The 25,832-nt window shown below is 60.7% G+C and carries 28 protein-coding genes and 6 pseudogenes; 21 read left to right on the plus strand and 13 right to left on the minus strand.

Features of this window, described 5'->3' with window-relative positions; all coding sequences use genetic code 11:
• The 3 genes from NKG95_RS31055 to NKG95_RS31065 all read right to left on the minus strand — a co-directional run.
• Positions 1-1,645 (minus strand): SpvB/TcaC N-terminal domain-containing protein (locus tag NKG95_RS31055; protein ID WP_502914002.1); only part of this gene is annotated, 1,645 nt, incomplete at its 3' end.
• A 544-nt stretch (positions 1,646-2,189) separates the two neighbouring features.
• A complete protein-coding gene (locus NKG95_RS31060; protein WP_353043372.1) occupies positions 2,190-2,462 on the minus strand; it encodes a hypothetical protein in 273 nt (90 codons plus the stop codon).
• 80 nt (positions 2,463-2,542) lie between these two features.
• Positions 2,543-2,941, minus strand: coding sequence for a hypothetical protein (locus NKG95_RS31065; RefSeq protein ID WP_353043373.1), 399 nt, complete (start codon positions 2,939-2,941; stop codon positions 2,543-2,545).
• A 161-nt stretch (positions 2,942-3,102) separates the two neighbouring features.
• Here NKG95_RS31065 and NKG95_RS31070 point away from each other — a divergent pair, with 161 nt between their 5' ends.
• Entirely contained in the window at positions 3,103-3,357 is a 255-nt protein-coding gene (locus NKG95_RS31070; RefSeq protein WP_353043375.1) for a hypothetical protein, read from the plus strand.
• A gap of 43 nt (positions 3,358-3,400) precedes the next feature.
• Here the strand turns inward: NKG95_RS31070 and NKG95_RS31075 are convergent, their stop codons facing one another.
• Complete coding sequence (locus NKG95_RS31075) at positions 3,401-3,958, minus strand: hypothetical protein (RefSeq protein ID WP_352857771.1); 558 nt, start codon at positions 3,956-3,958, stop codon at positions 3,401-3,403.
• Between the two features lie 268 nt (positions 3,959-4,226).
• On the opposite strand from NKG95_RS31075, the gene rsgA reads away from it, so the two are divergent.
• From rsgA to NKG95_RS31095, 4 genes and pseudogenes are all read left to right on the plus strand, one after another.
• Positions 4,227-5,234 carry a ribosome small subunit-dependent GTPase A gene (gene rsgA / locus NKG95_RS31080; protein ID WP_353043424.1) on the plus strand — a complete coding sequence of 336 codons (1,008 nt, stop codon included), beginning with the start codon at positions 4,227-4,229 and terminating at the stop codon, positions 5,232-5,234.
• A gap of 135 nt (positions 5,235-5,369) precedes the next feature.
• Positions 5,370-5,675 (plus strand): hypothetical protein, encoded by a 306-nt coding sequence (locus NKG95_RS31085; protein WP_353043377.1) that lies wholly within the window; start codon positions 5,370-5,372, stop codon positions 5,673-5,675.
• Between the two features lie 22 nt (positions 5,676-5,697).
• Positions 5,698-5,973: pseudogene (locus NKG95_RS31090) on the plus strand (HU family DNA-binding protein).
• A gap of 373 nt (positions 5,974-6,346) precedes the next feature.
• Complete coding sequence (locus tag NKG95_RS31095) at positions 6,347-7,648, plus strand: glucoamylase family protein (protein ID WP_353043378.1); 1,302 nt, start codon at positions 6,347-6,349, stop codon at positions 7,646-7,648.
• 184 nt (positions 7,649-7,832) lie between these two features.
• Here NKG95_RS31095 and NKG95_RS31100 read toward each other — a convergent pair whose 3' ends face one another.
• Both NKG95_RS31100 and NKG95_RS31105 read right to left on the minus strand, forming a co-directional pair.
• On the minus strand, positions 7,833-8,042 hold the full coding sequence (locus NKG95_RS31100; protein ID WP_353043380.1) for a DNA ligase-like domain-containing protein: 210 nt from the start codon (positions 8,040-8,042) through the stop codon (positions 7,833-7,835).
• A gap of 256 nt (positions 8,043-8,298) precedes the next feature.
• Positions 8,299-8,481 (minus strand): topoisomerase DNA-binding C4 zinc finger domain-containing protein, encoded by a 183-nt coding sequence (locus NKG95_RS31105; protein ID WP_353011141.1) that lies wholly within the window; start codon positions 8,479-8,481, stop codon positions 8,299-8,301.
• 308 nt (positions 8,482-8,789) lie between these two features.
• Between NKG95_RS31105 and NKG95_RS31110 the strand changes: the two genes are divergently transcribed.
• Complete coding sequence (locus tag NKG95_RS31110; protein ID WP_353043382.1) at positions 8,790-9,650, plus strand: alpha/beta fold hydrolase; 861 nt, start codon at positions 8,790-8,792, stop codon at positions 9,648-9,650.
• Positions 9,651-9,779: 129 nt separating this feature from the next.
• Here the strand turns inward: NKG95_RS31110 and NKG95_RS31115 are convergent.
• Positions 9,780-10,070: pseudogene (locus NKG95_RS31115) on the minus strand (tyrosine-type recombinase/integrase); the annotation flags it as partial.
• Between the two features lie 135 nt (positions 10,071-10,205).
• Positions 10,206-10,383, minus strand: a pseudogene (locus tag NKG95_RS31120) (monovalent cation:proton antiporter-2 (CPA2) family protein); the annotation flags it as partial.
• A gap of 159 nt (positions 10,384-10,542) precedes the next feature.
• On the opposite strand from NKG95_RS31120, the gene NKG95_RS31125 reads away from it, so the two are divergent.
• Positions 10,543-11,532, plus strand: a complete 990-nt coding sequence (locus tag NKG95_RS31125; RefSeq protein WP_353043383.1) for an AraC family transcriptional regulator — start codon at positions 10,543-10,545, stop codon at positions 11,530-11,532.
• Between the two features lie 59 nt (positions 11,533-11,591).
• The gene (locus NKG95_RS31130; RefSeq protein WP_352857696.1) at positions 11,592-12,800 is read left to right on the plus strand and encodes an MFS transporter; all 1,209 of its coding nucleotides are present in this window, start codon (positions 11,592-11,594) and stop codon (positions 12,798-12,800) included.
• Between the two features lie 199 nt (positions 12,801-12,999).
• Here the strand turns inward: NKG95_RS31130 and NKG95_RS31135 are convergent.
• Both NKG95_RS31135 and scpB read right to left on the minus strand, forming a co-directional pair.
• Positions 13,000-13,173 (minus strand): annotated as a pseudogene (locus NKG95_RS31135) (transposase); the annotation flags it as partial.
• Between the two features lie 111 nt (positions 13,174-13,284).
• Positions 13,285-13,869 carry an SMC-Scp complex subunit ScpB gene (scpB, locus tag NKG95_RS31140; RefSeq protein ID WP_353043425.1) on the minus strand — a complete coding sequence of 195 codons (585 nt, stop codon included), beginning with the start codon at positions 13,867-13,869 and terminating at the stop codon, positions 13,285-13,287.
• Between scpB and NKG95_RS31145 the strand changes: the two are divergent.
• A pseudogene (locus tag NKG95_RS31145) lies at positions 13,813-14,157 on the plus strand (Rossmann-fold NAD(P)-binding domain-containing protein); the annotation flags it as partial. The gene scpB and the pseudogene NKG95_RS31145 sit on opposite strands and share 57 nt — an antisense overlap.
• Positions 14,158-14,199: 42 nt before the next feature.
• Here NKG95_RS31145 and NKG95_RS31150 read toward each other — a convergent pair.
• Positions 14,200-14,331, minus strand: coding sequence for a hypothetical protein (locus NKG95_RS31150; protein ID WP_353043384.1), 132 nt, complete (start codon positions 14,329-14,331; stop codon positions 14,200-14,202).
• A 29-nt stretch (positions 14,332-14,360) separates the two neighbouring features.
• On the opposite strand from NKG95_RS31150, the pseudogene NKG95_RS31155 reads away from it, so the two are divergent.
• From NKG95_RS31155 to NKG95_RS31170, 4 genes and pseudogenes are all read left to right on the plus strand, one after another.
• A pseudogene (locus NKG95_RS31155) lies at positions 14,361-15,038 on the plus strand (LysR substrate-binding domain-containing protein); the annotation flags it as partial.
• Between the two features lie 27 nt (positions 15,039-15,065).
• The gene (locus tag NKG95_RS31160; RefSeq protein WP_353043385.1) at positions 15,066-15,851 is read left to right on the plus strand and encodes an epoxide hydrolase family protein; all 786 of its coding nucleotides are present in this window, start codon (positions 15,066-15,068) and stop codon (positions 15,849-15,851) included.
• Positions 15,844-16,497 carry an NAD(P)/FAD-dependent oxidoreductase gene (locus NKG95_RS31165; RefSeq protein ID WP_353043386.1) on the plus strand — a complete coding sequence of 218 codons (654 nt, stop codon included), beginning with the start codon at positions 15,844-15,846 and terminating at the stop codon, positions 16,495-16,497. The genes NKG95_RS31160 and NKG95_RS31165 overlap by 8 nt, the downstream gene beginning before the upstream one ends.
• 2 nt (positions 16,498-16,499) lie before the next feature.
• A complete protein-coding gene (locus tag NKG95_RS31170; protein ID WP_353043387.1) occupies positions 16,500-16,943 on the plus strand; it encodes an Rrf2 family transcriptional regulator in 444 nt (147 codons plus the stop codon).
• A gap of 492 nt (positions 16,944-17,435) precedes the next feature.
• On the opposite strand, the gene NKG95_RS31175 is transcribed toward NKG95_RS31170, so the two are convergent.
• Positions 17,436-18,332: a LysR family transcriptional regulator gene (locus tag NKG95_RS31175; protein WP_353043388.1), complete on the minus strand. Its 897-nt coding sequence runs from the start codon at positions 18,330-18,332 to the stop codon at positions 17,436-17,438.
• Positions 18,333-18,411: 79 nt separating this feature from the next.
• Between NKG95_RS31175 and NKG95_RS31180 the strand changes: the two genes are divergently transcribed.
• From NKG95_RS31180 to NKG95_RS31200, 5 genes are all read left to right on the plus strand, one after another.
• The gene (locus NKG95_RS31180; protein ID WP_353043390.1) at positions 18,412-19,626 is read left to right on the plus strand and encodes a trans-sulfuration enzyme family protein; all 1,215 of its coding nucleotides are present in this window, start codon (positions 18,412-18,414) and stop codon (positions 19,624-19,626) included.
• A gap of 31 nt (positions 19,627-19,657) precedes the next feature.
• A complete protein-coding gene (locus NKG95_RS31185; protein WP_353043391.1) occupies positions 19,658-20,692 on the plus strand; it encodes a transporter substrate-binding domain-containing protein in 1,035 nt (344 codons plus the stop codon).
• 61 nt (positions 20,693-20,753) lie between these two features.
• Entirely contained in the window at positions 20,754-21,869 is a 1,116-nt protein-coding gene (locus NKG95_RS31190; RefSeq protein ID WP_353043392.1) for an amino acid ABC transporter permease, read from the plus strand.
• 2 nt (positions 21,870-21,871) lie between these two features.
• Entirely contained in the window at positions 21,872-22,960 is a 1,089-nt protein-coding gene (locus NKG95_RS31195; RefSeq protein WP_353043393.1) for an amino acid ABC transporter permease, read from the plus strand.
• 55 nt (positions 22,961-23,015) lie between these two features.
• On the plus strand, positions 23,016-23,759 hold the full coding sequence (locus NKG95_RS31200) for an amino acid ABC transporter ATP-binding protein (protein ID WP_353043395.1): 744 nt from the start codon (positions 23,016-23,018) through the stop codon (positions 23,757-23,759).
• Between the two features lie 78 nt (positions 23,760-23,837).
• On the opposite strand, the gene NKG95_RS31205 is transcribed toward NKG95_RS31200, so the two are convergent.
• Positions 23,838-24,419, minus strand: a complete 582-nt coding sequence (locus tag NKG95_RS31205) for a TetR/AcrR family transcriptional regulator (protein ID WP_023721709.1) — start codon at positions 24,417-24,419, stop codon at positions 23,838-23,840.
• Positions 24,420-24,545: 126 nt separating this feature from the next.
• Here NKG95_RS31205 and NKG95_RS31210 point away from each other — a divergent pair, with 126 nt between their 5' ends.
• The 3 genes from NKG95_RS31210 (at position 24,546) to NKG95_RS31220 (ending at position 25,784) form a co-directional block, all read left to right on the plus strand.
• Positions 24,546-24,725 (plus strand): hypothetical protein, encoded by a 180-nt coding sequence (locus tag NKG95_RS31210; protein WP_352483349.1) that lies wholly within the window; start codon positions 24,546-24,548, stop codon positions 24,723-24,725.
• Positions 24,722-25,252 carry a hypothetical protein gene (locus tag NKG95_RS31215; RefSeq protein WP_353043396.1) on the plus strand — a complete coding sequence of 177 codons (531 nt, stop codon included), beginning with the start codon at positions 24,722-24,724 and terminating at the stop codon, positions 25,250-25,252. Before NKG95_RS31210 ends, NKG95_RS31215 begins: the two co-directional genes overlap by 4 nt.
• Positions 25,253-25,415: 163 nt before the next feature.
• On the plus strand, positions 25,416-25,784 hold the full coding sequence (locus tag NKG95_RS31220; RefSeq protein ID WP_023721707.1) for a hypothetical protein: 369 nt from the start codon (positions 25,416-25,418) through the stop codon (positions 25,782-25,784).
• Positions 25,785-25,832: the final 48 nt, after the last annotated feature.

The following is a 25,832-nucleotide window of genomic DNA, read 5'->3' on the forward strand; positions in this document are numbered from 1 at the left end:
GGCCAGGATCCGAGAAAAAGATCGGTTTGGGTGGGGGCTGTTGGTTTGGGTCGCTTGGGTCCGGTGGTGGCGGGGACTCCGAGGGTGACTTGATACGCAGAAATACGGTCTTGTTGTCTGCCGGAGTTCCGCCAGTACCAAACTTGATGACACGCTTATAGACGTTGGTCTTTATTGTCTGCCCGGACATCACCGTTTCGGTGTATTCCCCGAAGACCTCGTCGCGGCCGTCGAAATCAAGGTCGCCGACTTCTTTCGGATTGCCATAGCTCGGTGGAAAAATGCTGATTTGCGTATGCTCGTAAAGCTGCGCATTGACGGTCGTATAGACGCCATCGGTGTTCTGGTAGGTCATCTGGCCTAGCGGCTTTGCGGTGCCGCCGGCGATGGTGCCGTCGGCGGCAATGGTTGCGTCGGTGCCGTAGCGGGTGACGGCAGTCAGCCGCGAGGCGCTGGAGAACGGCGCCTGGTCGTAGGTCAGCTTGTAGGCGCTACGCAGTGCGCCGGAGACCGTGACGCCGATCGCTTTGATCCGCTGGCTGGTCTCGGAGATGTCTCGGCCATTGCCCATCAGGATCAGGTCGGGCCGTGTCTCCAGATAGAATTTTACCACCGTGCCGTTGTAGCTGATCGCGTCGGGATAGCAGACCGGGCTCGCCGGACAGGTGTAGCTGTAGGCGATGCTGTTGCCGTTGGGGTCGGTGACCGAGGTCAGCAGCCAGCGGTAACTGTAGGCAAGGTCATAGGCCGGCGTGCCGGCGGTTGGCGTCAGGTTGGCAACGGCCGCGACCGAGCGGAAGGTCGAGACGGTGCCGTCGCGATCCGTTACCTTCCATTCATTGGAGGTGCTGTTCAGCGCAATGCGGCGATAGGATTCATTCTCCGTCACATGCGTGCCGCCGGTCGCGCACGACGGCGACACCATGCCTGCCACGCAGGCAACCATCGCCTGACCGTCGAGCAGGTAGATGTCGCTTGTGGCAAACGCGGGCATGCCATAGCCGGGGCTTGTCCGCTCGATGACGTCAAAGCCGTCCAGACCCCAGGCATAGCCCAGCCAGCCCTGGTAGAGGCCGCCGGTCTTGGTTCTGCGCGAAGAATTGTAATCGAGTGCGATCGAGGGCTCGATGCCATGAAAATCCGGGGCATCGATGCCGATGGCATAGCCCAGGTTGCCATTGCCTGAACTCTTCGGCAGATCCACCTTTGGCGTGCCGATCGCCTCCGGATCGCTCTCGGTGGTCGTGGTCGTCGCCAAGGTAGCTGCGGCTGGTTCCTCGGGTGCGGCTTCTGCGTCGGTCGTCTTCGCCGCGGTGCCGGTCTTGGCATCGGTGCTCTCGTCGCCAGCCGGCTTGCCGTCGACCTTGGCTGCCGCGTCTGGACTATCGCCCGCCGGCGCAGCATCTCCCGTCGCACTTGCTGGGGGCGTTGCGCCCGCATCATCCGTGCCGGAGCCTGTTCCCGAGCCAAGTGCCGCCCCACTATTGCCGAAGCCGCCACTCGCGCCAGCATCCGGCGAAGTCCCTTGCGCCTCCTGCGCAAAGGCCGCCATCCCTGCAGAGCTTCTAATATAAGAAACGAAAGATATATCTGCGCCGAAGACGCCGGCGGCAAGCAATGCCGCTCCAATAAGCAACTTGTTCATGAATCCCCCGTGCCCAAGTTGCTTACTTCTACTCAACCGCAACCAAACGAATACGACACCGCATCGTCACAGAGGGAATATCCACAGGGAAATTTTGTGGAGGCCTGTGAGAGGCTATCTTTCAAACACCCTCAGCCGAGAGCGGTAGCCATCGAACTTGACCTCGTGAGTCCATCCGTCGCCCTGGGGCGGCTTGGCGACCAGGGTAGGCATCATCGGCGGAATGAAGGAGCCGGCCGGTACTTACAATTTTACGCACATTAGAGAATTAGGCGCTCGGCTTATATTAGCCACAGCGAAGATAAAACGTGATTCAGCACGGAAACCAAAACGCGACAGTTTGCGTTGCGGATAAATGAGGAGGATCAGAACCGACAACATCGCTACCGGCTACCAAGGCAAGCCGCATGACGGGCCGGTGGAGGACGAATCGAAGCACTTCGTCTACTGCCCAGTCTGCGGCCAGAGACGCGCGTGATCTTGGACAGGTGTTTCACCACGCCGAGCCGCGACACGATCCACTTCCGGCAGAGCAATAGTCCCGCTAGTTCACCGCCGGGGGCCGGCCAAGCCTGAAAGCCTTAAGTGCGGCAGCGATGCCCATCCATTGCGTGGGACATTCGAGCACCCGCAGCCTGCCCGGCTCGGCGCCGTCCACGCCGCAGATCGGCAACACCTGGTAGTCGCCGTCGAACGCCAAATGTCGCCGTTGGAATAAATCCTGTTCGGGAAAACAGCTCTTCAGGAATGCCTCGACCCCGCGCAGGGCCGATTGCGACCGCGCGCCTGACGGCGGCAGGATGATGAAGCTGTCCACGTCGTCCCCGGCAGGCATGCCGGAAATGTCGATGGCGAAATCGACGAGAACCTACGCGCTGTGTAAGGGCATCCGGCATTTCATCTGTAGCCCGGCCCCTCCCAAAGCACACACGACGCGTGCCACCCCGAAGCCGTGTCAATCAATTGCTTCGACCACACGCTGCGAATACCTGATGCCCGATGTCCTTCTTCTAGTTTGGCGTTTTCTTCGGCCGTGCCTACTCCGAAGCGCCATATAATGCCGGCCTCGTTTGGCACCCAGACGATTTTCATCGAATAAACCGCTGCGGTTCCGGAGATGCTATCGATTCGGCAATCAATGGACGCCGGCATCATCCCTTTTGCTTTCATCTTGCGGCTTTCGGTGATCACGGTCTCAGCCTTCATCCACACACTTTCAACGGCGTTGGGAGGCAAATCAACGTTGGGCGTTGCGGCGACCAATGTCACCATCAACGCGACTGCCTGAAATGTCATTTCCCGACCCCTGCCCCCAACTGAATGTTCTCACTCCGCTCATGATCGGGAGTGCAGGTCAATCCCGTCCGACAAACGCAAAAAAAGCGCTGTCAATACCAACTTCTTGCGATGGATTTGCCCTGCGGACTAGGCAATCTCGGGGCGAAGGAGTGATCGCCATGACCGTCCTCGCCTACAGCCTCGCCGCCGACGCAAAGGGAACGTGGCGACTCGTCTTTGTGCCTGACGATCTGCATCTCTATGTGGAATTCAGCCGGCCAAATGCTGAGTCAAATCCGGTGAACTGGCTGAACGTGGATGATTTCTTTGCCTGGCAATCTACGCCGAACCGTTCGTCGGTTGCCAAGCTTCGACTTCGAATTCGTCGCCCTGTCCGCGACTGGAAAAGGCAAGAAGGGAGAGGACGTGGCTAACAATATGGACGCTTATAAAAACAAAATGGAATAGGGCCACGCCTCAAGCATCGACCTTCTTGAGCTCCGAGAGCCGCACAAGGCCGTTCTGGCTGCGGAATGTCAATGTAGCATCCGTACTTTGCGCCTGGGCGATCCCCGAAATAACGTGATCGCCGGTGTCGTAGATCGTACGCTGCCTGGCATCCTCGATGACCAGTCGCCGCGAGTCGGGATATATCGCGTAGCGCAAATGGTTCTGCGATCCGGTCGATGAGGGTGTGCCGAGACCGCCGGGCCAACTTTCACGTACCTGCTGCTGTGATCTATAGCTCACTTCGGCCGGTTCATTATGGGCAGCCTCGGGATTCTCCCGCAGATGAGCTACTAGTTCCGTGGCCACCGCGTTCAGCTTCGCCCTCAGCGCATCGTTGAACATGTCGCCGACCATTGTCATGCCTGATGACCACTGCGACATGCCGCCGAATTCGGCATGGCTGAACTGCGCCATTGAACCGCCGCCCGAGCGCAGGGCACGCAGCACGGTTTCTACCGCGTCCCTTGACAACCCGTGCCGCGCCGCCAGCCGCGCGATCAATGCCGTTTCTTTGAGATCAGCCACCGTACTGCCTCCCTCCTTTCGCCATTTAACACTGCGATAAGGACATCGTTCCACATGCCCAAAGCTCCGAGCACGCCAAGGGCAAGAGCGGATGACGAGCATTGCCAAATCCCCGCCATGCCGCCCATACAACGGCTCGAACAATCGTGCCCATAACGAGTGGCTGCTTTCCGCGCCTCACCTCATTTTGCCAAGGATACTGTCCGATGTCTGTGACGCCCCACCTTTGGTCAAAGCCGTGACAGATCGCTCCACAGCCACTCGATCGATGTCCCTCGCAAGCCTGGGATGGACGGATTTTTTCGGAGATCAGGTTGGTCCGCATGAGGTAAACCTCGTCCCAACGCGTATTGCCACGGTGCACCGTGACCGCCTGATCGGCATATCTCAAACAGGGCAAATGGATCTGACACTGCCGACGCAAACGAACACCGGCGACTACGCCGTTGGCGACTGGGTCCTTGTCGATCCCCATGCCCACCTGCTGCACCGCCGCCTGACCCGCAAGACAGTGCTGGAACGCCGCACTCAGGGCACCAAGATGCCGCAGCTTGCCGCAGCCAACGTCGACACCTTGTTTATCGTCAGCTCATGCAATGCTGATTTCAACCCCGCTCGGCTCGAGCGCTATCTGGCGCTAGCGAACGAGGCCGGAACAACTCCGGTGATCCTGCTGACCAAGGCCGATACGGTGGCTGACGCCCGGGAGTACGAAAAGCAATCTGCCGCTCTGCAGCGGGGGCTGATTGTAGTGACGTTGAACCCCCGCACGGCTGATGCGGCAATCGCCTTAGCCGCCTGGTGCGGCGCAGGACAAACAGTTGCACTGGTCGGTTCCTCGGGCGTGGGCAAATTGACGCTGGTGAACACGCTGGCCGGATCAGCGCAGCAATTGCCTCAACAGACCGGAGACATTCGCGAACAAGATGCCAAAGGACGCCACACCACCACCTCGCGATCTCTGCACCCCATTGCAGGTGGCGGGTGGGTGATCGATACGCCAGGAATGCGAGCGCTGCAGGTTAGCGATGTGGCTTACGGCATCGACACACTGTTCGCCGAAATTACCGAGCTTGCCCCGCTTTGCAGGTTCCGCGACTGCACCCATGCTCATGAACCGGGCTGTGCGGTACAAGGAGCTTTGGCCGCTGGTACGCTGGATCCTGAGCGTCTTGCTCGCTGGCGCAAACTCTCCGACGAAAATCGCAACAACACGCCAGTTCAAACCGGGCCTCGCGGCAGCAATTTCACCAGCAATCGCGGCAAAAGGCGTTGAACGACAAGGTTTGAGCTCAGGCCCTATCCTCAAAGACACCTTATCGAGCCGTGCAATGCCGGATGTCGACATCTAACCGGTGCCCTGAGGATCGCGCACCTGGGCGGTCAATCTGTTCTCTCAACGTTCCACAACTTGGCCAAAATCGCAGCTTCGGGCCAATTAGGTCTCGTACGTGCCCTGGCCAGTGTCGCTGCACACCAAGGCCACAGTGTTTTTGTCATTGACGCCGACGAGCGCAAGGATGTCGACCGCTGGTCCATGCTGCTCGACCGCTTCGGCAACAAACCGGACAATCTGGAGATCGTGGCGGTCACGACGCCCACCGACATCCTCGCGCTCGCCCGGCAACAGGATAAGTTTCCAGTGGATTGCCGGCGAAACCCCCCGCTCCGTGAGTTCCAGTGGCATGTTGTGATTGCCACACGTAGGCGAGGATGATGCAACAGAGGATATGCAGATCATGACGACGACACCGAAATCGCCGACAAGATTGCCGCGGAGCAGAGCCTGAGCAAGGCGCAGGCCAAACAATCGTGGAAAGCGTGTTTAAGGAGATCTCGGATGCCGCCCGATCGGGGGCGGAAACCAGCATACCGGGCTTCGGCAAGTTCAAGGTCAAGGACACGCCGGCGCGTGAGGGCGCAACCCGTCGACCGGCGCCACGATCAAAATCGCCGCCTCGAGAAAGCTCACCTTCGCGCCGGCGAAGGCGGTGAAGGATGCGTTAGACCGCTGACCGCTCTGGCGGCTCGTTTCCGGTGGGCCGAGATCGTCGAAATAATTGAAGGCCCCGTTTCGGGAATTGGCGGCAAGCCGATGTTGTCAACACCGGCGCCTCGGGGCGCAATCGGCCAATATTAGCATGAAGCGACGTGGGGAGTTTAGCCGTCGGTGGGCGCACCGAACTTTGGCTTTCATTCATCCAAGTAGTTGTGGAGATGAATTTCCACATGACTTGTTGCCGCCATTAGCGGAATGTCAGCTTCTGGTGTTCGAACTTAGTTATAGAGACACCTGGGCAAGCGCGAGCATCGTCGTGACATGACCCAAAGGCGACAAGACGACCAAAAAGGTGGGAAGCGCAGCGAAACCCCTCTATATCGACAGCCATGGATGCATCGAGCGACCACCCGCAGAACGACGAGCTTCTCTCGGACATCCAGCGCCTGTCCTTCGACTATTTTCTCAAAGAAGCCAACCCGGCGAATGGCCTGATCGCCGACCGCAACACCCCGGGGTCACCGGCCAGCATCGCCGCCCTCGGGCTCGCCCTGTCGGCCTATGCCGTCGGTGTCGAGCGCGGTTTCATGACGCGCGCCGCCGCCGCTGAACGGACGCTCGCCACGCTTCGCTTCTTCTGGAACGCGCCGCAAGGGCCCGAAGCCGACGCAACGGGCCACAAGGGCTTCTACTACCATTTCCTCGACATGGAGACCGGCCGCCGCGTCTGGAAGTGTGAGCTGTCCACGGTCGATACGGCGCTTCTGCTTGCCGGTGCGCTGGCCGCCGGCGCCTATTTTGGCGAGGACGATGAATCCGAACTGGAAATCCGGCGGCTTGCCGATGCGCTCTACCGGCGCGCCGACTGGCGATGGGCGCAGAACGGCGGCGCCACCGTCACCCATGGCTGGCGGCCTGGAAAAGGCTTCCTGCCCTATCGTTGGCAAGGCTACGACGAAGCGGTGATCCTTTATGTGTTGGGCCTCGGCTCGCCTACCCATCCGCTGCCGCCCGAGAGCTATGCGGCCTGGCTATCCACCTACAAGTGGAAAAAGATCTATGGCCGGGAATTGGTTTACGCCGGTCCACTTTTCATCCACCAGCTCTCGCATATCTGGATCGATTTTCGCGGCATCCGCGATGCTTCCATGCGCAACCACGACTGCGACTATTTCGAGAACAGCCGAGAGTCAACCTACCTGCAACGCGACTACGCCATTCGCAATCCGAAGGGCTTCAGCGGATATGGCGAGAATTGCTGGGGCATCACCGCCAGCGACGGCCCAAGCCCGACAAAACGCCAAATCACGGTCGGTGGCCGCCGCTTCTTCGGCTATCTGGCGCGCGGTGCGCCATTCGGCCCTGATGATGGGACGTTGTCGCCGTGGGCAGCGATTACCTCATTGCCCTTTGCGCCAGAGATCGTTCTGCCGGCACTGCGCTATTTCCACGAGATCGACCTGCAAGAGGGCAACCCTTACGGCTTCACCGCAAGCTTCAATCCGACAATAGCAGCCGCCGACGGCCGGCCATGCGGTTGGGTATCGCCGGACCATGTCGGCATCAATCAGGGGCCGATCACTCTAATGATAGAGAACTACCGCTCGGGCTTCCTGTGGCGCCTGATGCGCCGCGTGCCGGCCATCATCGCGGGACTGCACCGAGCCGGTTTTTCGGGCGGTTGGCTATAAGAAGTCGAGATGACAAAGCTCCCCGACTGATACCGGGACTCTTGACTGCTAGCGCATGCCGCATTTGCTGCGAATGTCGGCTTAGAGGCGCAATGTACTCGGCAGCATTGGTGAAGGTTTTCCGATGCGGGTCGCGGCGCGAGGGTGCATGCGGGGCCGGCGTCGGCCCCGCGTTGGACAACCTTCACCCACTCGGACGTAGGGAACCTAAGCTGCAGCCGGTGCGGGTGAGCAAGCGGATGTCGCTGCCGTCGATCCGCGCGTGCATGCGGCATCCGTCGTACTTGATTTCCTGAAGCCAGTCGGGGCCGTCGGGCGCTTCGTCGACCAGGCGCGTCAGCTGAGGCTCGATCCATTTCGGCGGATGCGTATTATTCGGCTTTGTGGGATTCACCGTCTTCCGCGCCAATTGAGATAAAGCGTCGTCATGCGGGCCAGACTACCACATGATGACGGTATAGAACGTCGGGAATGTTGCGACCTTTCTCGCGTAAATGGACAACGGCGCGTCGAGCGCTGATCTGGATTGATCGGGACAAAAGAGTCCGGGTTGGGATTCCGCGCGGCGCGGCGTCGTGCGTATCGAAACGGCGTCCGCGCGGCAGCATCGCCCGGATGCCGCTGCAACTGCGCAAGCGGTGCTCCTGGCGTTAGGCGCGTCTATCCAGGTGCGCCGTCGATTGCGCCGGAACACCTTCGCTGTGCCTGCAATCAGGGAACTGATTGCATCCGTGAAACACCGTCCCGTTCCTGTTGCGCTTCTCGACCATTTGGCCCACCAGACAAACGGGGCATTGACGCAAGGCAGCGCCTTCGATCGTCTCGTAGCGCATCTCATCCCCGGCTATCTCGCAAAGTTCCCGGATATAGCGGGACGGCTGGCGGCTGTTGGCGATGAGGTATACGCCCCGTTTGAACCAGCGGGACGCGCCATGAGCGGCCCCTTAGAGACAAGGCATCGAATGACCGCAGTGGGGCCGTTTGCTGTCCGTCCGGTTATTGCCGAGGGACCAGTTAAAGCCGCCGTTCGGCTCACGACCTCTTCTCGGACATACGAGGCAAGTTCAGGTCCCGCGGAAGCCGACATTGAACTGCCTCTCCGTTTACACGTTTGGCAAATGTTGCGAATGGAGGGAGTTGCATGTTTGAAGGTTTCTCGCTGGAGCAGATCAAACTTCCGGAAGCGACGCTCAGAGTGCGGGTTGGTGGAAGGGGCCCACCGCTTCTGATGCTGCACGGTCATCCTCGCACCCATGCCACTTGGCATCGCGTGGCGCCGATTTTGGCTGAGGAATACACCGTAATTTGCCCTGATCTTCGCGGTTTCGGCCAGTCTTCCAAGCCCGTTGACATGCCTGACCATTCGGGCTCGTCTAAAAGGTCCAAGGCCCGCGATTGCTTAGCCCTTATGTACTATCTGGGCTTCGATCGCTTCGGACTTGTGGGGCACGATCGTGGGGCATACACCGCATTTCGGACAGCGATGGATCATCCGGCATCCGTCAGCCGCCTCGCAATCCTTGAAGCCATTCCGATCGGCGATGCGCTGGCGCGATGTGACGCTCGGTTCGCATCGGCATGGTGGCATTGGTTCTTCTTCGCTCAGCCTGAAAAGCCGGAGCAGGCTATCCTTGCCAATCCAGATGCATGGTACGGCGGTGATCCCGCGGAGATGGGCGCGGAGGCTTACGCTGATTTTCTCGCCTCGATCCACGATCCGGCGACGGTCCACGGCATGATCGAGGATTACAGGGCCGGGTTAGGCATAGACCGACAACATGACGAGGACGACCGAGCCGCAGGCCGAAAATTGGAATGTCCGCTGCTCGTGCTATGGTCAGCTTACGATGACCTGGAGGAGTTGCATGGCGACGTCATCGCCATCTGGCGGGAATGGTCTTCAAATGTTCAAGGAAACAGCCTCAACTGCCACCACCACATGGCGGAGGAGGTGCCAGAGGCACTGGCTGCCGAATTAGGTGCATTCTTTCACGACGAATAGCTCATGTCGGCATCCTCCGCGTCTCCTCCTGATAGCAGCCAGTCGGCTTCCCACCAATCTCGGAGCTGAACAGAAAGGGGCGCTACGTTGGAAGCGGCCATCCAGTATCACCGGATGACCGCACCCGATTCAGATTTCAGTTCGCTCGGCCAAGAGCAGCGCATCCTCGACGTCTACACCGAGGTAGCGCACGGTGTTCTCGATCTTGGTATGGCTGAGTAGGATCTGTACAGCGCGCAGGTTGCCAGTCGCCTTGTAGATCATTGATGCTTTCGTTCGTCGTAGCGAGGGTGCCATACTCCGCCCGTCGCAGACCAATCGCAGTTACCCATTCATCGACAAGGCGGGCGTATTGCCTCGTGCTCACGTGTGCGCGTGGTTAATCCGGCTCGGGAATGCATGGTCGTCGACTAGCGTGCCGTCGCAATTAGTTGCTTCTCAAACTAAGCCGTCTTCGAAGGGCCCGCTCGCCCTTGTGCTATTCGCCATGGGCGCTGGACTGGTTTGGTGCAGCACGCCGTATAATGAAACCAAGATTACCGGAGGACGGTTATTAACTACTTCCGACTCGGAAAAAATACGAAATCCGAACGGGCCGATGACGACGCCGGCGACGAGGTAGCCCAGGATCGAGCCCAGCCCCATGCGTTCTGAAGATCGGAACGGCGACGACCCCTGCGGCAAGCAGCGCCACCACCTGAACGAGATCGCTGCCCGATGCTTCCGCCGCCATGCCTCTTGTCCCAATGTCTTGCAGCACTCCTTGCATGCACTGGGAGCGGGAGGCAAGGGCGAGAAGCTGCCAGGAAGGGTACGTGCCGTTGCAGCGATTCCTCTGGTGAAACGACGGTCCCCACTTGCTTGCCGGACGTTCGGCATTTATATCTGCCAAATGCTTGACCATTCGTCTCGACCGTCTTCGCTGCCAAATATCCCGATGGATGCGCTCAGCGAAGTTCTGCAAGACTTTCGCTTGAATGGTGTCAACTATGGCCGCTGCGAACTCCGACATCCATGGAGCATAGAATTTCCGCAACAAAAGCTGCTTCGGTTTCATTTTGTCGGCCAGGGTCCATGCTGGATTCATACCGACAGCCAAGGCTGGCAGGAGTTGCGCGATGGCGATCTGGTGCTGCTGCCGCAAGGCATCGGCCACCGGCTGGCGAGTGCGCCGGACGTGGTAGGCGACTCGCTTGAGGGTTGCCAGGTGATCAAGTTGGGGGGCAACGTATGCGAAGTGGTGCGGGAAGGAACGGGCGCCACAAGCACCCTTTTCTGCGGCTCCATGGCCTTGGGCTCTTGTGCGCTCAACCCATTGATCACGTTGATGCCGTCTGTCATCAAGGGTTGCGACGTGGCTGGCAATGACCCTGTCGTAGGTCCTTTGCTGGCGGCTATGACGGTGGAGGCCGCGCAACCGCAGATGGGCAGCGCCACCATCTTGTCGCGTATGGCGGATTTGCTGACAGCCAGGCTCATCCGCTGCTGGGTCAATTGCAACGGAGCCTCGACCACCGGTTGGCTCGCAGCCATCCGCGACCCCCATATTGGCCGGGCTCTGGCAGCCATGCACCGAGATCCCGGCCACAACTGGACGCTGGGAAGCCTCGCTAGCGTGGCAGGCCAATCGCGATCGATTTTCGCCGAGCGCTTCAGCGCTGTCCTGGGGGAGGGTGCTGCACATTATCTCGCCCGCCTGCGCATGCAGCTTGCCCGCGAGTTGCTGGGCCAAAACGGCTTGTCGGTTGCCGAAGTCGCTACCCGTTTGGGCTACGATTCGGAAGCATCCTTCGCGCGCGCATTCAAGCGCATCACCAATGTCTCGCCGGGTGTTGTGCGCCGCACAATTCCCGGACGAATAGATATGAATTTCGGATTTTGAGACACATATCATCCGGGCGGACTCGTCTATGAAGACCTCTAAACTTTGGAGATCTTCCCGTGACTGACACAACATTACAGCTTGAAGACGCCGCGATTGGCCTTGATGCCGATGCGCCAGCCACATGGAGCGTGGCCACCTGGTTCGCGGTCATTTCATTGGCGGCCACCAGCTTTGCCCTGGTGTCAGCCGAATTCCTTCCGGCAGGTCTGTTGACGCCGATGGCGCGCGACCTCGGCATCAGCGAGGGAACGGCCGGCCAGGTCGTCACTGCCACCGCTTCCGTCGGCGCCGTGACGGCCATGTTGAGCAATGTTCTCATCGGCCGGTTGAACCGCAAGACGGTGCTGGTTGGCCTCATGGCCTTGGCGGTCGCGTCCAATATTCTTGCGGCGTTGGCGCCCAATTTCTGGCTGTTGTTGTTGGGCCGGGCCGGGCTGGGGATCGCGCTTAGCGCTTTCTGGGCACTTTCGGTTGCCGTCGTAGCGAGGCTGGTTGGCGCCAATGCGACGGGTCGGGGCATGGCTATCGTCACCCTCGGCGTCTCACTCGCCACCATTGCCGCGCCGTCGATGGGTGCATTGATAAGCGACTGGCTGGGATGGCGCAGCGCCATGGCCATGACAGCGGGGCTGGCCGTGATTGCCATGCTGCTGCAGTTGCTTAGCCTGCCGACCTTGCCTGCGGCAGCAAGCAACAGTCTTGCCGACGTGTTTCGGCTGACACGGCGGCGTGGCATTCAACTCGGCATGCTTGCCATTGTTTTGCTGATGACGGGGCATTTTGCCGGCTCTGTCTATGTGCGCCCGTTCCTCGAACAGGTGACGCTCCTTGGCACCGGGCCAATTGCCTTGGCGTTGCTCGGATTTGGCAGCGCCGCTGTGATCGGCAATATTGCCGGCGGCCGCATGGCCGATGCCAATATCCGCATGGCTCTCGTGGTCACCGCCGCGCTGATGGCGTTTGCGGCGCTGGCATTGGTGCTTTGGGGGGCGCACATTGGCGTTGCCTTCGGGTTCGTTACGCTTTGGGGCTTCGCCTTCGGCATGGGGCCGGTGGTGCTGCCGACCAATCTGTCCCGTGCGGCACCTGATGCGCTGGAAGCGGCGGGCAGCCTGATGGTCGTCTCTTTCCAGGTGGCCATTACTGTCGGCGCGGTTGTCGGCGGCTATGTCGTGGACACATATGGGGCCACGGCGCCCTTGACGCTTACCGCCGTCCTGGCCGCCACGACGGCTGTGCTGGCGCTGCTGCAGCCTCGCAGCTGAGTTTTTGCCGCAGTTGACGCCGGCGGCCTCAAATCCGGCCGCCGCGATGTCGCAGCCGCGTTACACAAGCTTTATGCAGTTCTCGCGTTGCGTTTTGCCGCAATCGGCGGCTATGGACGCTCGGCTTCGGCACGACACTGGGCGAGGCCTGCAAGGCCTATGACGAGGTAACGGCCAGCATCAAGGGCTGATTTCGGTTGGGGATCGAAGGCCGCCCCATCGGCGAATAGAGCGCCGCCAAATCCCCCTCTAACGCCGCCAGCGCCTCGTTCACAATCGCCCGAATGCGGCGCAATGGATGATCGCGCCGCACCCGAGCCTCGAGATCAACGTAACTGAACAGTTCGCCAGACCGTTCGTCTCCGCCGCGCATGCCTCGTTCTCCGAATCTCTCCGGAGACACTGAATCACGCTCACAACCTCGCTGCGAGCCACTTTTTCAACAGCCTGCTAGGCGCCCGAGCAGCTGCCTCGGGTTGTGTCGCTATACGACAGGTGTGAATTCGACAGCGGCGTCCTGTTCATCACTGGTCTGGCAAACATCCTCTTCCGCGTCGCTGGAGAAGGCCGGCATGATGTCGCCCGCCAGCAGCTTTTCTTTCGAGAGCAGACCTGCGTCCTCGAGCGCTTCGATGTCGGGAAGATCGCGCAGTGTGTCGAACCCGAACTGCAGCAGGAACGCCTTGGTGGTGACATAGGTGTAGGGCGCACCTGGCGTCGGGCTGCGCGGCCCGGAGGCGATCACGCCGGCACCGCGCAGGTTGCCGATCAGGTCGCGGCTGATTTCCTTGCCAAGGAAGGAGGACAGCTCCGCCCGCGTGATCGGCTGGAAGTAAGCGATCGTCATCAGGACGAGCACCTCCGACTGCGAGAGGTCTATCGTGCGCTCGCTGGCGCCGACAGCGGTGCGGATGGCGTCGGCATAGGCCCTCCGCGTCAGATGCCGAAAACCGCCGGCGACCGCAACCAGGTCATAGGGTCGGCCGCGCAGTTCCCCGCGGATGTCGTCGATGGCGTTGGCGCTAACCGCTGGCCGGCAGCGCACATCAGTGACGTGGCCCGCCTCTATCGCCTGGCATTGGAGAAACACGAAGCTGGCGCGCTATCACGCGGTTGCCGAGGAAGGTGTGCCGATGCGTGAAATTGCCGAAGTTATCGGCGCAGGACTCGGTGTGCCGGTCGTGTCGCTGCCGCAGGAGGCGGCGACGGACCCTTCGGCTGGCTGGCGATGTTCGCCGGGCTCGATATGCCGGCGTCCAGCACATGGACATGTGAGCATCTCGGCTGGCAGCCGACCGGTCCGAGTCTTCTCGCCGACCTCAGAGAATGCGACTACCGTCCCGTATCCGCCAAATAAGAACGCGCGACATTGCGCCGCGCGACGCCGTTCGGTCCATCCCTATACGACGAAGTCGAAGCGCCCCATACGGAGGCCGCGATCGCTCCCCATATGCAGGACGAGCCGGGGATCGAACAGGCGATCGCTCCTGTTACGCGGATGATCGGGGAAATAGAGCTGAGTGGTCAGCATACCGCCATTCGGCCGCCGAGATGGTCAGCGGCTCGGCCAGGCAAGTGCAGGAAGCGATCCAGCTCGTTCGGGAGGTGCAGACCCGGCCGTCTGGCCTACTGAAGATGGCGGTGTCGACGATCGCGGAACGGTTCATATCAGGCCCGCTGCTGGCGAGCTTCATGGAAGCCTATCCCGATCTGCATCTCGACATCACGATGACGGACGCAGAGTTCGATATCGTCGAGGCCGGCTTCGATGCCGGGGTCCGGCTTGGAGAAGTCCTGGAACAGGACATGCTGGCGGTGCCCGTGTCGTCCGCCCAGCGGCATTGCGCGGTCGCTTCGCCAAAATATCTGGCCACGCGAGCCGCTCCCCTGCATTCACAGGACTTAATAGGCCATGTCTGCATTGGTTGGCGGCCGAGGCCGGATGCCGCTCCTTACCGCAGGGAATTCACCGAGAACGGCCGCGACTTCGATGTCGCGGTCGACCCCGCATTGTCGACCAACGATCTGGGTTTGATGATCCGGACGGCTTGCGCGGGAGCGGGCATCACCTTCGGCATGGTCGAGACGTTCCAGCCATACATGACAAATGGCAAGCTCGTGCCGTTGCTGGAAGACTTCTGCCCACCGTTCGATGGCTTTTACCTGTACTATCCGAAGCGGCACCGCCAACCTCTGAAGCTCAGAGTGTTGATTGATCATGTTCGTACCCATCGCTGATCCTCTCCAATCAACCGAGGTCGCAGAATGCAATCGTTCACCATCGACATCCCTGATGCGCAGATCGAGGACCTGACGCAGCGACTTCGAAACACCCGTTTGCCCGAAGGGATATTTCAACCCGATGATGAAGACGGGACGAGCTTGCCGCTGGTCCAAGAGCTCGCACGGATTTGGCGCAACGATTTCGATTGGCGGGCGGTGGAGGCGCTGCTGAATGAACTGCGTCACTTCACGACGAACATCGATGGCCTCGACATTCACTTCATTCACAAGAAGGGTGTCGGTTCCAATTCCAGGCCACTCCTGTTGACCCATGGTTGGCCTGGCTCGTTCCTCGAGTTCGTATCAACCATCCCGCTTCTGACCGATCCAGGCGCTCATGGCGGCAATCCGGATGACGCGTTCGATGTCGTCATTCCTTCGTTGCCCGGCTACGGATTCTCGTCGGCTCCGCAGGAACAGGGGTTTGGTGCGCGACGTACCGCAGATATCTGGAATACGCTCATGCACCGACTGGGCTATCCCAGATACCTCGCCCAAGGCGGCGATATCGGCGCAGGCGTATCTTCATGGCTGGGTGCCAAATATCCCGAGTCCGTCGTCGGCATGCACCTCAACTATATTCCCGGCAGCTTCCGGCCTCCCCTTGGAAACGACTACGCGGCCGTCAGCCTCGAGGAGCAAGCTTTCCTCGACAGAGCGGCGAAGTTCGCGGCCGAAGAAGGGGCTTACTCTCTTCTCCATTCCACGAAGCCTCAAACCTGGCCTATGCACTGTCAGACAGCCCGATCGGTCTGTTGGCATGGATGACGGCGTGTTTGACATTGAATACGGGGACGGGGCAATTACCGCCAGAACGGTCGTGCTGGCCACGGGATTGAAAGATGTCCTTCCGCCATTATCGGGAGTTCCGGAAGCATGGGGCCGCGATGTTCGCGTTTGCCCCTGTTTCGATGGGCACGAAGTGCGGGGGAAGCGCTTTGTGGTATTCGGGTTGCCCGAACGGCTCGCGCAAATGGCCTCCTGGGTTTGGATGTGGTCCCAAGATGTGACAGTGGTTACGGATCACGTGTTCAACGAAACTGACAGCGAACGGCTCCGGCTTCTGGGCATCAAGGTCGTACCCGGAACGGTGACCGGGCTGCTCCATCGCGCGGACAGGCTAGTGGCCATTGAAACGGCGAGCGGAGCAGAAGTCGAATGCGATGCCGCATGGATCGCCGCACCTATGACGGCGGCATCTGACTTGGCAGCATCACTTTGCGAGGTCGACGAGATCGGGCTTGCGAAAACCGACAAACACGGCAGGACCAGTCGGCCGGGCGTATTCGCCATCGGCAACGCCAGTGATCCGTTGGCACATCTCGCCCACGCGTCGGCTGCGGGTACGAATGTCGGTCCGGTCGTGACGCTATACTTGCTCGAGCAGCATATAGCTGCTCAGCGGGCCGCGTAGTCATGCGAAACGACAGCCGTCTTTCACGAATGCTGCATGTCCTGCTTCACATGGCCCGGCAGGCCAAGCCGTTCACGTCCGAGCAAATCGGCGAGATGCTCAAGACAAACCCTGTCGTGGTCCGCCGGACCATGGCGGGCCTCCGCGATGCCGGATATGTTACGTCGGTCACGGGGCCAGGCGGCGGCTGGACCATCGCCTGTGATCTCGAAAAGACCACTCTTCTCGACATCCAAAAAGCGGTCGGCGGTCCGAACCTATTTGTGATCGGGATCGACAATCCGAATCCGGTCTGCGCAGTAGAGCAGGCCGTCAATGCGGCACTCTCGGAGGCGATGGAACGCGCGGAAAGAATGCTGCTTGATAGGTTAGGAGAAGTATCTCTTGCTAGCCTGGCCATCCATTTCGGTGGCTTATGCGAAGGGAATCATGGTTCGGCGAAATAGTCCGCTTTGCGCCCAATCGCGGACGTTCGCGCGAAGTGTACAATCAGCCAGAAGCGGACGTTCAGGCTCGTTTCGACAAATGGCAGCAATGCGCCATCTGCGGACCTCCCTAGACGCTACCGCTAACGTCAGGTTTCGCAGAATCCAGACCTACATCGCCTCCGTTGCCAAAAGTCTCCTCTCGTCCCGTTCCCTGAGCGGTGATGGCGGATCCTGTCTGGAATGCTGCAATGGGCCGTTGATAGAAGGGCACTACGACAAAGCTACAAGCCTCCTAGGCTTGGTGGATCAAATATTGGATGAGAGCGCAGCCGACGCGTATGTGATTGGCTACTTCGGCGATCGGGTTTTGCGGGCAGCGCGCGAAGTCTGTTCGCCCCTGTCCCGCAAGCGCGGGCCAATCGGCCAATATTGTCGGTCTCGAGGAACCCGTCTTATCTCATGCTGGACAGGTATTGGCGCCTGCCTCGCCTCTGGACCGTGCTTCCTTGCCTACTCTTCGGCCGACAGCACATTGCGCGCGGCATAGAGTTCCGCCGTGAAATCAGTAATCAGAGTCGAGTTGATGCCGTCTGGCGGTCGCAGGATCAGCGCTCGGAAATGGACCGCCGGCTCGAATGGTGTCGCGATAATGCCAGCGATCATGCGGTCGGCGATAACGGACGGATTAACCAGACCGATTCCCATGCCTTTTGCAGCAAGAATGGCGATCGTCAAGCCATAGGGGGTCTCGATCAGGATGCGCGGGCGCACGCCATGCGCGGCGAAGACCTTGTCCATCGCAACCCGCACCGTGTCCTCCGGTGACAGTGCCAGGAACGCCTCGTCGGCGAGATCGGTTGGCGTGATCACCGCTTTCTCCGCCAGTCGATGGTTCTTCGGCATCACGCAAACCGCGCGCGGCGTGTTGAAGACGCTGTGGAGCACACCGCTCGTGTCCACTTCGTCAGCGGCGAGCCCTATGTCGAAACTGCCTGATGCCACCAGATCGCGCACCACGTTGGAGGTGCGCACCTGATAGCTGATGCGCACCTGCGGATGCTTGCGCGAAAAGGCCACGATGGCGCGTGGCACTAGCCCGTGCCCCAGTGCCGACAGGCTGGCGACACGGATCGTCCCCGTGCCCACTTCCTTGATCTGGGCCGCGCGCAGCTTCAGCCGGTCGAGACCGACCAGATTAGCCTTCACTTCTGCATGGAAAAGTTCGCCTTCGCGCGTGGGTACCAGCCTGCCGCGGATGCGGTCGAACAACTTGAAGCCGAGTTCGGCCTCCAACTTCGCGAGCGAGCGGCTGATCGCTGGCTGCGAGGTGTCGAGCAGCGTTGCGGCAGCGCCAGCGCCGCGCGTGATCATGATTGCGTTAAAGACATCGACGTCGTGCAGGTTCATGGATAAGCCATATCAAAAACGGATGAACTTTATCGTTGCGGTCATAGATAGCAATGGGCGACATGGCTATGGTTTGCCTATGACCCAGCGCGACGACACCTCCCATGTCCATCCTCCCAAGCGTTCGCAAGAGCCATTCCAGTCGCTGGCAATGCCTGTTGAGCGTGCGTCGACCGTCGTCTTCGACGATCTGGAATCCTTCGAACGTCGCGTCGCGCGTCTGTATGACGGCTTCAGCTATGGGCTCTACGGCACGCCGACCAGCCGTCAGTTGGAGGATCATATCGCCATGCTGGAGCACGCGACGCGCGCGCTTGTCGTGCCTTCTGGCATGGCAGCCATCGTGCTGGCGACCATGGCCACCTGCCGCGGCGGCGACCGGGTGCTAATGCCCGAAACACTTTACGGTCCGGCGCGCGATATGATGGCCCGTTTTCTGGGGCCGCTCGGCATCCGCGCCGTTTCCTATGATCCCCGGCTCGACGCTGGAATAGCTGCGCTGCTTGACGACACGACACGGCTGGTGTGGGTGGAATCGCCGGGCTCGACCACCTTGGAGGTGCAGGACGTGCCGGCCATCGTGGCAGCAGCTCACAAGGCCGGCGCATTGGTGGCGGCGGACAATACCTGGGCTTCGCACCTGCTGTTCAAGCCACTCGACCACAACGTCGACATCTCTATGCAGGCGCTTTCCAAACATGCCGGCGGCCATGGCGATCTGCTAATGGGCTCGCTCGCCGTGCGTGATGAGGTTCTGTTCCGGCGCCTCAAGGATACGGCGCGATTTCTCGGCTACGGTGTTTCGCCAGAGGACTGCGCGCTGTGCGAGCGCGGCTTGATGACCATGCCGGTGCGCATGCGACACGCCGACGCCACAGCCCGCAACATCATGGAGTGGCTGTCGGGGCGGACCGAAATCGCCCAGCTCCTTCACCCGAGCCTGCCGGACCACCCCGGCCACGCTGTCTGGAGACGCGACTTCGCCGGTTCGGCAGGTTTGTTCTCCTTCGTGCTGCGGCCGGAACTGTCCTCGCTCCAATCCAAAGTTCTCGGTCGCATGCGCCTGTTCAGGCTGGGCGCGAGCTGGGGCGGTGTGCATTCGTTGATCTCAGTCAGCGATCCGCGAAGAGACAGGCCCGCTCCCGATTGGCTGAAGCGTGGTCCGGTCTGGCGCCTGTCGATCGGCCTCGAGGCACCCGACGACCTGCTGGCCGATCTTTCCCAAGCCTTCGACCTTTTTGCCGAAGCCCTGCAGAACGGAGTTGCCTTGGCCGATGCCAAGGCTGCCGAGTGACGCCAAACTCAACAAAACAAGGGGAATAACGATGAAAACCAGAAGTTTGAAATGGATCACCGGTATCGCGATCGGACTAGTGGGTCTGGCCGCCGGCGTCGGCGAGGTGTCGGCGCAGGCCGTCGTCAACAAGATCAAGGAGCGCGGTTATGTGAGCTGCGGCGCCAGCCAAGGCGTGCCAGGTCTCTCGCGCCCGGACGAGAAAGGCTATTATCGCGGCTTCGATTCCGACATCTGCCGCGCGTTCGCGGTCGCCATCCTCGGCGACAAGGATAAGATCCGCTATGTGCCCCTCAATGCCGGGCAACGTTTCCCGGCACTGCAGACGGGCGAGATCGACATTCTGTCGCGCACATCCACCATCACATTTACCCGGGATACGGTTGTCCGTTTCGTCTGGATCAACCTCTACGACACGGACGGTGTGCTGGTGCGCAAGACCGACAACATCACTGAGCCGAAACTGCTCGACGGCAAGACCGTCTGCCTGCAGGGCGGCGGCTCCCTAACCGAAAAGGCCATCGAGGAAACCGAGGAGGAATTCGGGATTTCCATGAAGAAGGTCTACTACGACTCGACCATTCAGGCGCGTGATGCTTTTTTCGGTGGTCGTTGCGACTCCTACGTGACCGACGGCACCGCCGCGGCAGGCCAGCGTGCCTCGGTGGCCAAGAATCCGGACGACTACGACATCCTCAAGGTCGGCCACGCCGCTGAACCTAATGGCGTGGCTGTCGCGCGCGGTGACGACCAGCTCTTCGACGTGGTGCGCTGGACAATGAACGCGCTGTTCTGGGCCGAAGCCAACGGCATCACCACGCAGAACGTCGATGAAAAGCTCGCTGCGGGCAATTCGGAGATCAAACGGGTGCTTGGCGAAGAGCCCGGCTTTGGCGCGCCGCTCGGGCTGGACGACAAATGGGCCTACAACGTCATCAAGCAGATGGGCAACTATGCCGAAATCTGGGACAGGAACCTGGGCAAAGACAGCCCGCTCAAGGTCGAACGCGGCATGAATGCGCTGTGGAAAGACGGCGGTCTCAACTATCCCTTCCCATGGGATTGAGCCTTGGTCCGGGGCGCGCCGAGCGCGCTCCCATCCCCTCAACTGATGAACCGAGGCCGGTATGTTAAGCGACGCCAAGACCAGATCGATCATCATTCAAGGCGTGTTGGTGACGGCTGTCGTCGCTCTCGCTGCGCTGCTGGTCTCCACTACCTTCGCCAATCTAAGGGCGCGCGGTATCCCGATTGGCTTCGATTTCCTGACCATGCCGTCGAGGATCATCATTTCCGAGGCCATCCTCACCTATAAATCGCGCGATCCCTACTTTTGGGCGATCGTTGTCGGGCTGGCCAACACGGTCTTCATCTCCGCTCTTGTCATCTTCTTCTCCTCCGTCCTTGGCCTCGTCGTCGGCATCACCCGACTGAGCAGCAATCCCCTGGCAGCGGGTACCTGCCGGGTCTGGGTTGAAATAGCCCGTAACTCACCGCCGATCGTTCTTTTGATTTTCCTCTATTCGTTGTGGTGGAAGGTGCTGCCGCCGGTCGGCGAAGCGCTGAACCCGCTTCCCGGTGTTTACGCATCCATGCGCGGCCTCGTCGTGCCGGCCTTCAGCATCGACATCGGTATGACAGGCGCACTGCTCATCCTGTTCGCCATGACGCTCGCCGCGCTCAGCTACGGTCTCGCCCGGAGTGGTCGCCTGCCGCCCTTGGTTGTGCCGGAGATCCTGGCTGCCGGCGTCGTGGGACTGTGGCTCGCCGATATTCGCTTCGCCGTCGATTTCCCGGTCTTCACGGGTTCGAACTTCCGGGGCGGCAGTGAACTGACGCCCGAGCTCAGCACCATCCTCGTCGGCCTCACGATCTACACCACCGGTTTCGTGGCCGAGATCGTACGCGGCGGTGTTTTGTCGGTCGGTCGTGGCCAGTGGGACGCCGGCCATTCGCTCGGCCTGCCACGTGGCAAGATCCTGCGGCTGGTCGTCATCCCGCAGATGCTGCGGGTGATCGTCCCGCCGCTCAACAGCCAGTACATTAATGTCGTCAAGAATTCGACGCTGGCGATCGCCGTCGGCTACCCGGACTTCCTCGCGGTGATGAATACCATCATCAGCAAGTCCAGCCACTCGATCGAAGGCGTCTTCATCATCCTCGGCGCCTATCTCGCCCTCAATCTTACCCTGTCGAGCGCGGCCAACTGGTACAACCGCCGCATCGCCATCGTGGAGCGCTGACCATGGCCATGTCTCTTCCCATGTCCTCCGAGGCAGGGCCGGACCATTTCCGGCTCACCGGCCTGCGGCGCCTCGCCAAGCTGTTGTTCGGCACACCGCTCAACGCCGCGCTCACGCTGCTGTTCGGCGCGCTGCTGTTCGTCACCGTGCCGCCCATGCTGCGCTGGCTGGTGATCGATGCGGTGCTCTTCGACCCCGACCCGAATGCCTGCCGAGCAGCCACTGGCGCCTGCTGGAGCTTCATTTATGCCAAATCCGGCCAACTTCTGTTCGGCATCTATCCGTTCGACGAACGCTGGCGCCCAGCTATTGTTTGCCTGCTCATTCTGGCGCTGCTGGGCTGGTCGGTGCGTCCGGCGAGCTGGACGTCACGACTGCTGGCGCTCTGGGTGCCGGCGTTCGCTTTGATCTTCTGGCTGATGGGGGGAGGCTTCGGACTGGCCGAAGTGCCGACTTCATCCTGGGGCGGCCTGCCGGTGACACTGATCTTGACCGTCGTCGCCATCGGCATCGCCTTTCCGGTCGGCATCCTGCTCGCGCTGGCAAGGCGCTCGACGCTGCCGGCCGTCCGGGTCGGCGCGGTGGTGCTGATCGAATCCGTGCGTGGACTGCCATTGCTGTCCATCCTGTTCGTGGCGTCGATCATGATGCCGCTGTTCCTGCCCGAGGCGCTGCTGCCCGACAAATTCGTGCGCGCGCTTGTCGCGCTCACGATCTTCGCGGCTGCCTATCTCGCCGAAGTGATCCGCGGCGGTCTGCAGGCCATCCCGAACGGGCAGTATGAGGCAGCAGCGTCGCTCGGTCTGCCCTTTTGGCGCACACAACGTCTAGTCATCCTGCCCCAAGCCATCCGGGTGGTGATCCCTGCGCTCGCCAACACCATCATCGTTATGATCAAGAATACGAGCCTTGTCCTGGTCATCGGGCTGTTCGACCTGATCAGTTCAGGCAAGGCTGCGCTAGCCGACCCCGAATGGCCGTCGCCGGCCGCCGAGACCTTTCTCTTCATTGGCGCGATCTTCTTTGCGCTGTCCTTCTCCTTCGCCCGCTTCGCCGATTTCCTGGAGCGGCGAGGCCCGGCCGCTCACTAGGAATGCTGCAATGTTGAATTTCGTATCTGCCACCCGGCACGTTCCATCCCTGCCCATGACAAACGCTCCCGCCGTCGTCGAGATGGTCGGCGTGAACAAGTGGTACGGTGCCTTCCACTCATTGAAAAATATCGATCTCACCATCCAACGCGGTGAAAAACTGGTGATCTGCGGACCGTCCGGTTCAGGCAAATCGACCATGATCCGCTGCATCAACGGACTGGAAGAGCACCAGCAGGGCCGCATCGTCGTGGACGGCATTGAACTGACGGGCGACCTGAAGAAGATCGATGAAATCCGCCGCGACGTCGGCATGGTGTTCCAGCACTTCAATCTGTTCCCGCACCTGACCATTTTGGAAAACCTGACGCTGGCGCCGATCTGGGTGCGGAAGATGCGGCGCAATGAAGCCGAGCAGATCGCCATGCACTATCTCGATCGCGTGAAGATCCCGGATCAGGCGCACAAATATCCCGGGCAGCTTTCAGGTGGCCAGCAGCAGAGGGTGGCTATCGCGCGCTCGCTTTGCATGAGCCCGAAGATCATGCTGTTCGACGAGCCCACTTCGGCACTCGACCCTGAAATGGTCAAGGAAGTGCTCGACACTATGGTTTCGCTGGCCGAAGAGGGCATGACCATGCTGTGTGTTAGCCACGAGATGGGCTTCGCCCGACAAGTGGCCGACCGTGTCGTCTTTATGGACCAGGGTGAAATCGTCGAGATCAACACACCGGCCGAGTTCTTCTCAAGCCCGCATCACGAGCGCAGCAAGCTATTTCTGGCCCAGATCCTGCATTAGCTACTCCTACGCAATTCCTCGTGCGTATGGTCGGCATGGAGCGCGTGGCGTGAGGCAATGTGATGACGACCCCAACGCTCACCTGCGGCCGGCGCGTAGAGGCCGCAACGCGGCCAGAGTGACCGCAACGAGCCGGCGGACCGCTGCTTTGGATGGCAGGCTGCTGGCCGCTGCGAGAGCGTGGAGGCAAAAGATTGCAAGCTCGCCGGGCGCGATATCATGCCGGAAGCCGCCGGTCTTTGCACCCTCAGCGAGCAGGTCCCGGACGAAATCGCTGAGCTGCTGCTGCGCCTGGGCAACGTGCTCACGTCGATGCAGCCGCACCGCGAGTTCGGTGCCGTGGTGCTCGTGGGAAATGAACGCGTAGGCCTCAAGCACAGCTCTAAGCTTCTCGCCAGCGGTGCCAGCCTGGTCCCGGATGGCGATCAGATGTTCTAGGTGGCCGGCGACCTGACGTTCATGCCAGGCGACGAGGATCGCTTCAACGTCCGGGAAGTACTTGTACAGCGTCGCACGGCCTATTCCGGTTTCCTCGGCGATCTTCGCCATCGTCACCGACAGCAGCCCGTGCTTGGCCACCAGCGCCGCGGTGGTGTCCAGCGTCGCGTCGCGCACCGCGCGGCGGTGCGCATCGATGGTTTCGTTCCATAGCTTCGGCATCACCCCAAGATACCTGACGTGGCAACTTTGTCGAGATAAGAGACATCATGACTTGATGTAGACATTACGTCTTGATAAAACTCCAGCCGTCGTTAGCGTCGACATCACAGGACGGAGGAGACGCACATGGCCGACCCGCCTCCCTACCCCGGCGCACCGCGCTGGGTGAAAGTGTCGGGGATCATCGCGATCATCGTGGTCCTGCTGGTCATCGCTGTGCTCTTCACCGGCGTCGGCGGGCCTCACGGTCCCGGTCGGCACATGCCGACCTCCAGCGTTACAGAGCCTGGCACGCAACAGCCATGATCATGACGCCCGGCCTCCGCAAGTTCGCGCTCACCGCGCATGTCGCTTCATCGGTCGGCTCCCTTGGCGCGGTCGCTGGCTTCCTGGCTCTCGCCGTCGCCGGCCTTGCCAGCAAGGATTCGCAAATGGTGCGCGCCTCCTACCTCGCGATGGAGCTGACCGCCTGGTACGTCATTGTCCCGCTAGTCCTCGCCTCATTGGTCACCGGACTTGTCCAGTCACTGGGCACCAATTGGGGCCTGTTCCGGCACTATTGGGTCCTGGCGAAACTCCTGCTGAATGTCCTAGTCACGATCGTCCTGCTGCTTCAGATGGACGGCATCAGCTATGTGGCGGACGTCGCGGCAGAGGCGACGTTGTCCAGTACCGATCTTCTCGAGCTGAGGCGCTCAATCCGGACGCACGCAGTCGGCGGCCTGCTGGTGTTGCTCGTGCCTGTGGCGCTGTCGCTCTACAAGCCGCGCGGCTTGACCCGATACGGATGGTGCAAGCAGCTTGAGGGGTCCACGGCGGCTCTGCATCCATAGACGCAGCCGCTCCGCCAATCAGCGCCGGCGCCGCGTCGACCGAAAGGTCGTCGGATGCTCAGGCGAACATCCTCAATGCGTCAGCCCGCTGCCGGAACAGAGAATCGATTCGAATATCGATGCAGGAGATGGTAGTCTTCTCCTCAGTCCTCGGGAGGAGGAAATGCGCGCCATTGCATTTGTTGCCGGCGTGTTGGTGGCTACGCCGTCGATGACGGCGGAGCAATTGATCTTTTACACTGCCAGTTTTCCGGATGCCACATCGGTCCAGCTCAGCGTCATGAACGATACTGTCTTTCATGAGAAAGAGTATGACTTTGAGGTGGCTATCGGTCTGGTCGAGACCGACGCGAGTGGTGCGATCAAGTATGTGGATCGCAGAAGCCACCATGCACGCATACGGTGTGCGGCACCGGCTTATGTCAGCGTTGGCACGCGCAAGTACCCGGTAGGTGCTGCCCTGCGCGACCTGCAACGCAGGGATTGGAAGCAAGATCTCTGGACAGTGTTCTGCGCTGTACCCTCGTCCTGAACCTTCGACGCGTCAGGGCCTGCCAGGGGCGCGGTTCCGTTCAGCCCC

Origin of the sequence: Mesorhizobium sp. M1423 (genome assembly GCF_040317575.1) — a bacterium.
In the GTDB taxonomy this organism is placed as follows: domain Bacteria; phylum Pseudomonadota; class Alphaproteobacteria; order Rhizobiales; family Rhizobiaceae; genus Mesorhizobium.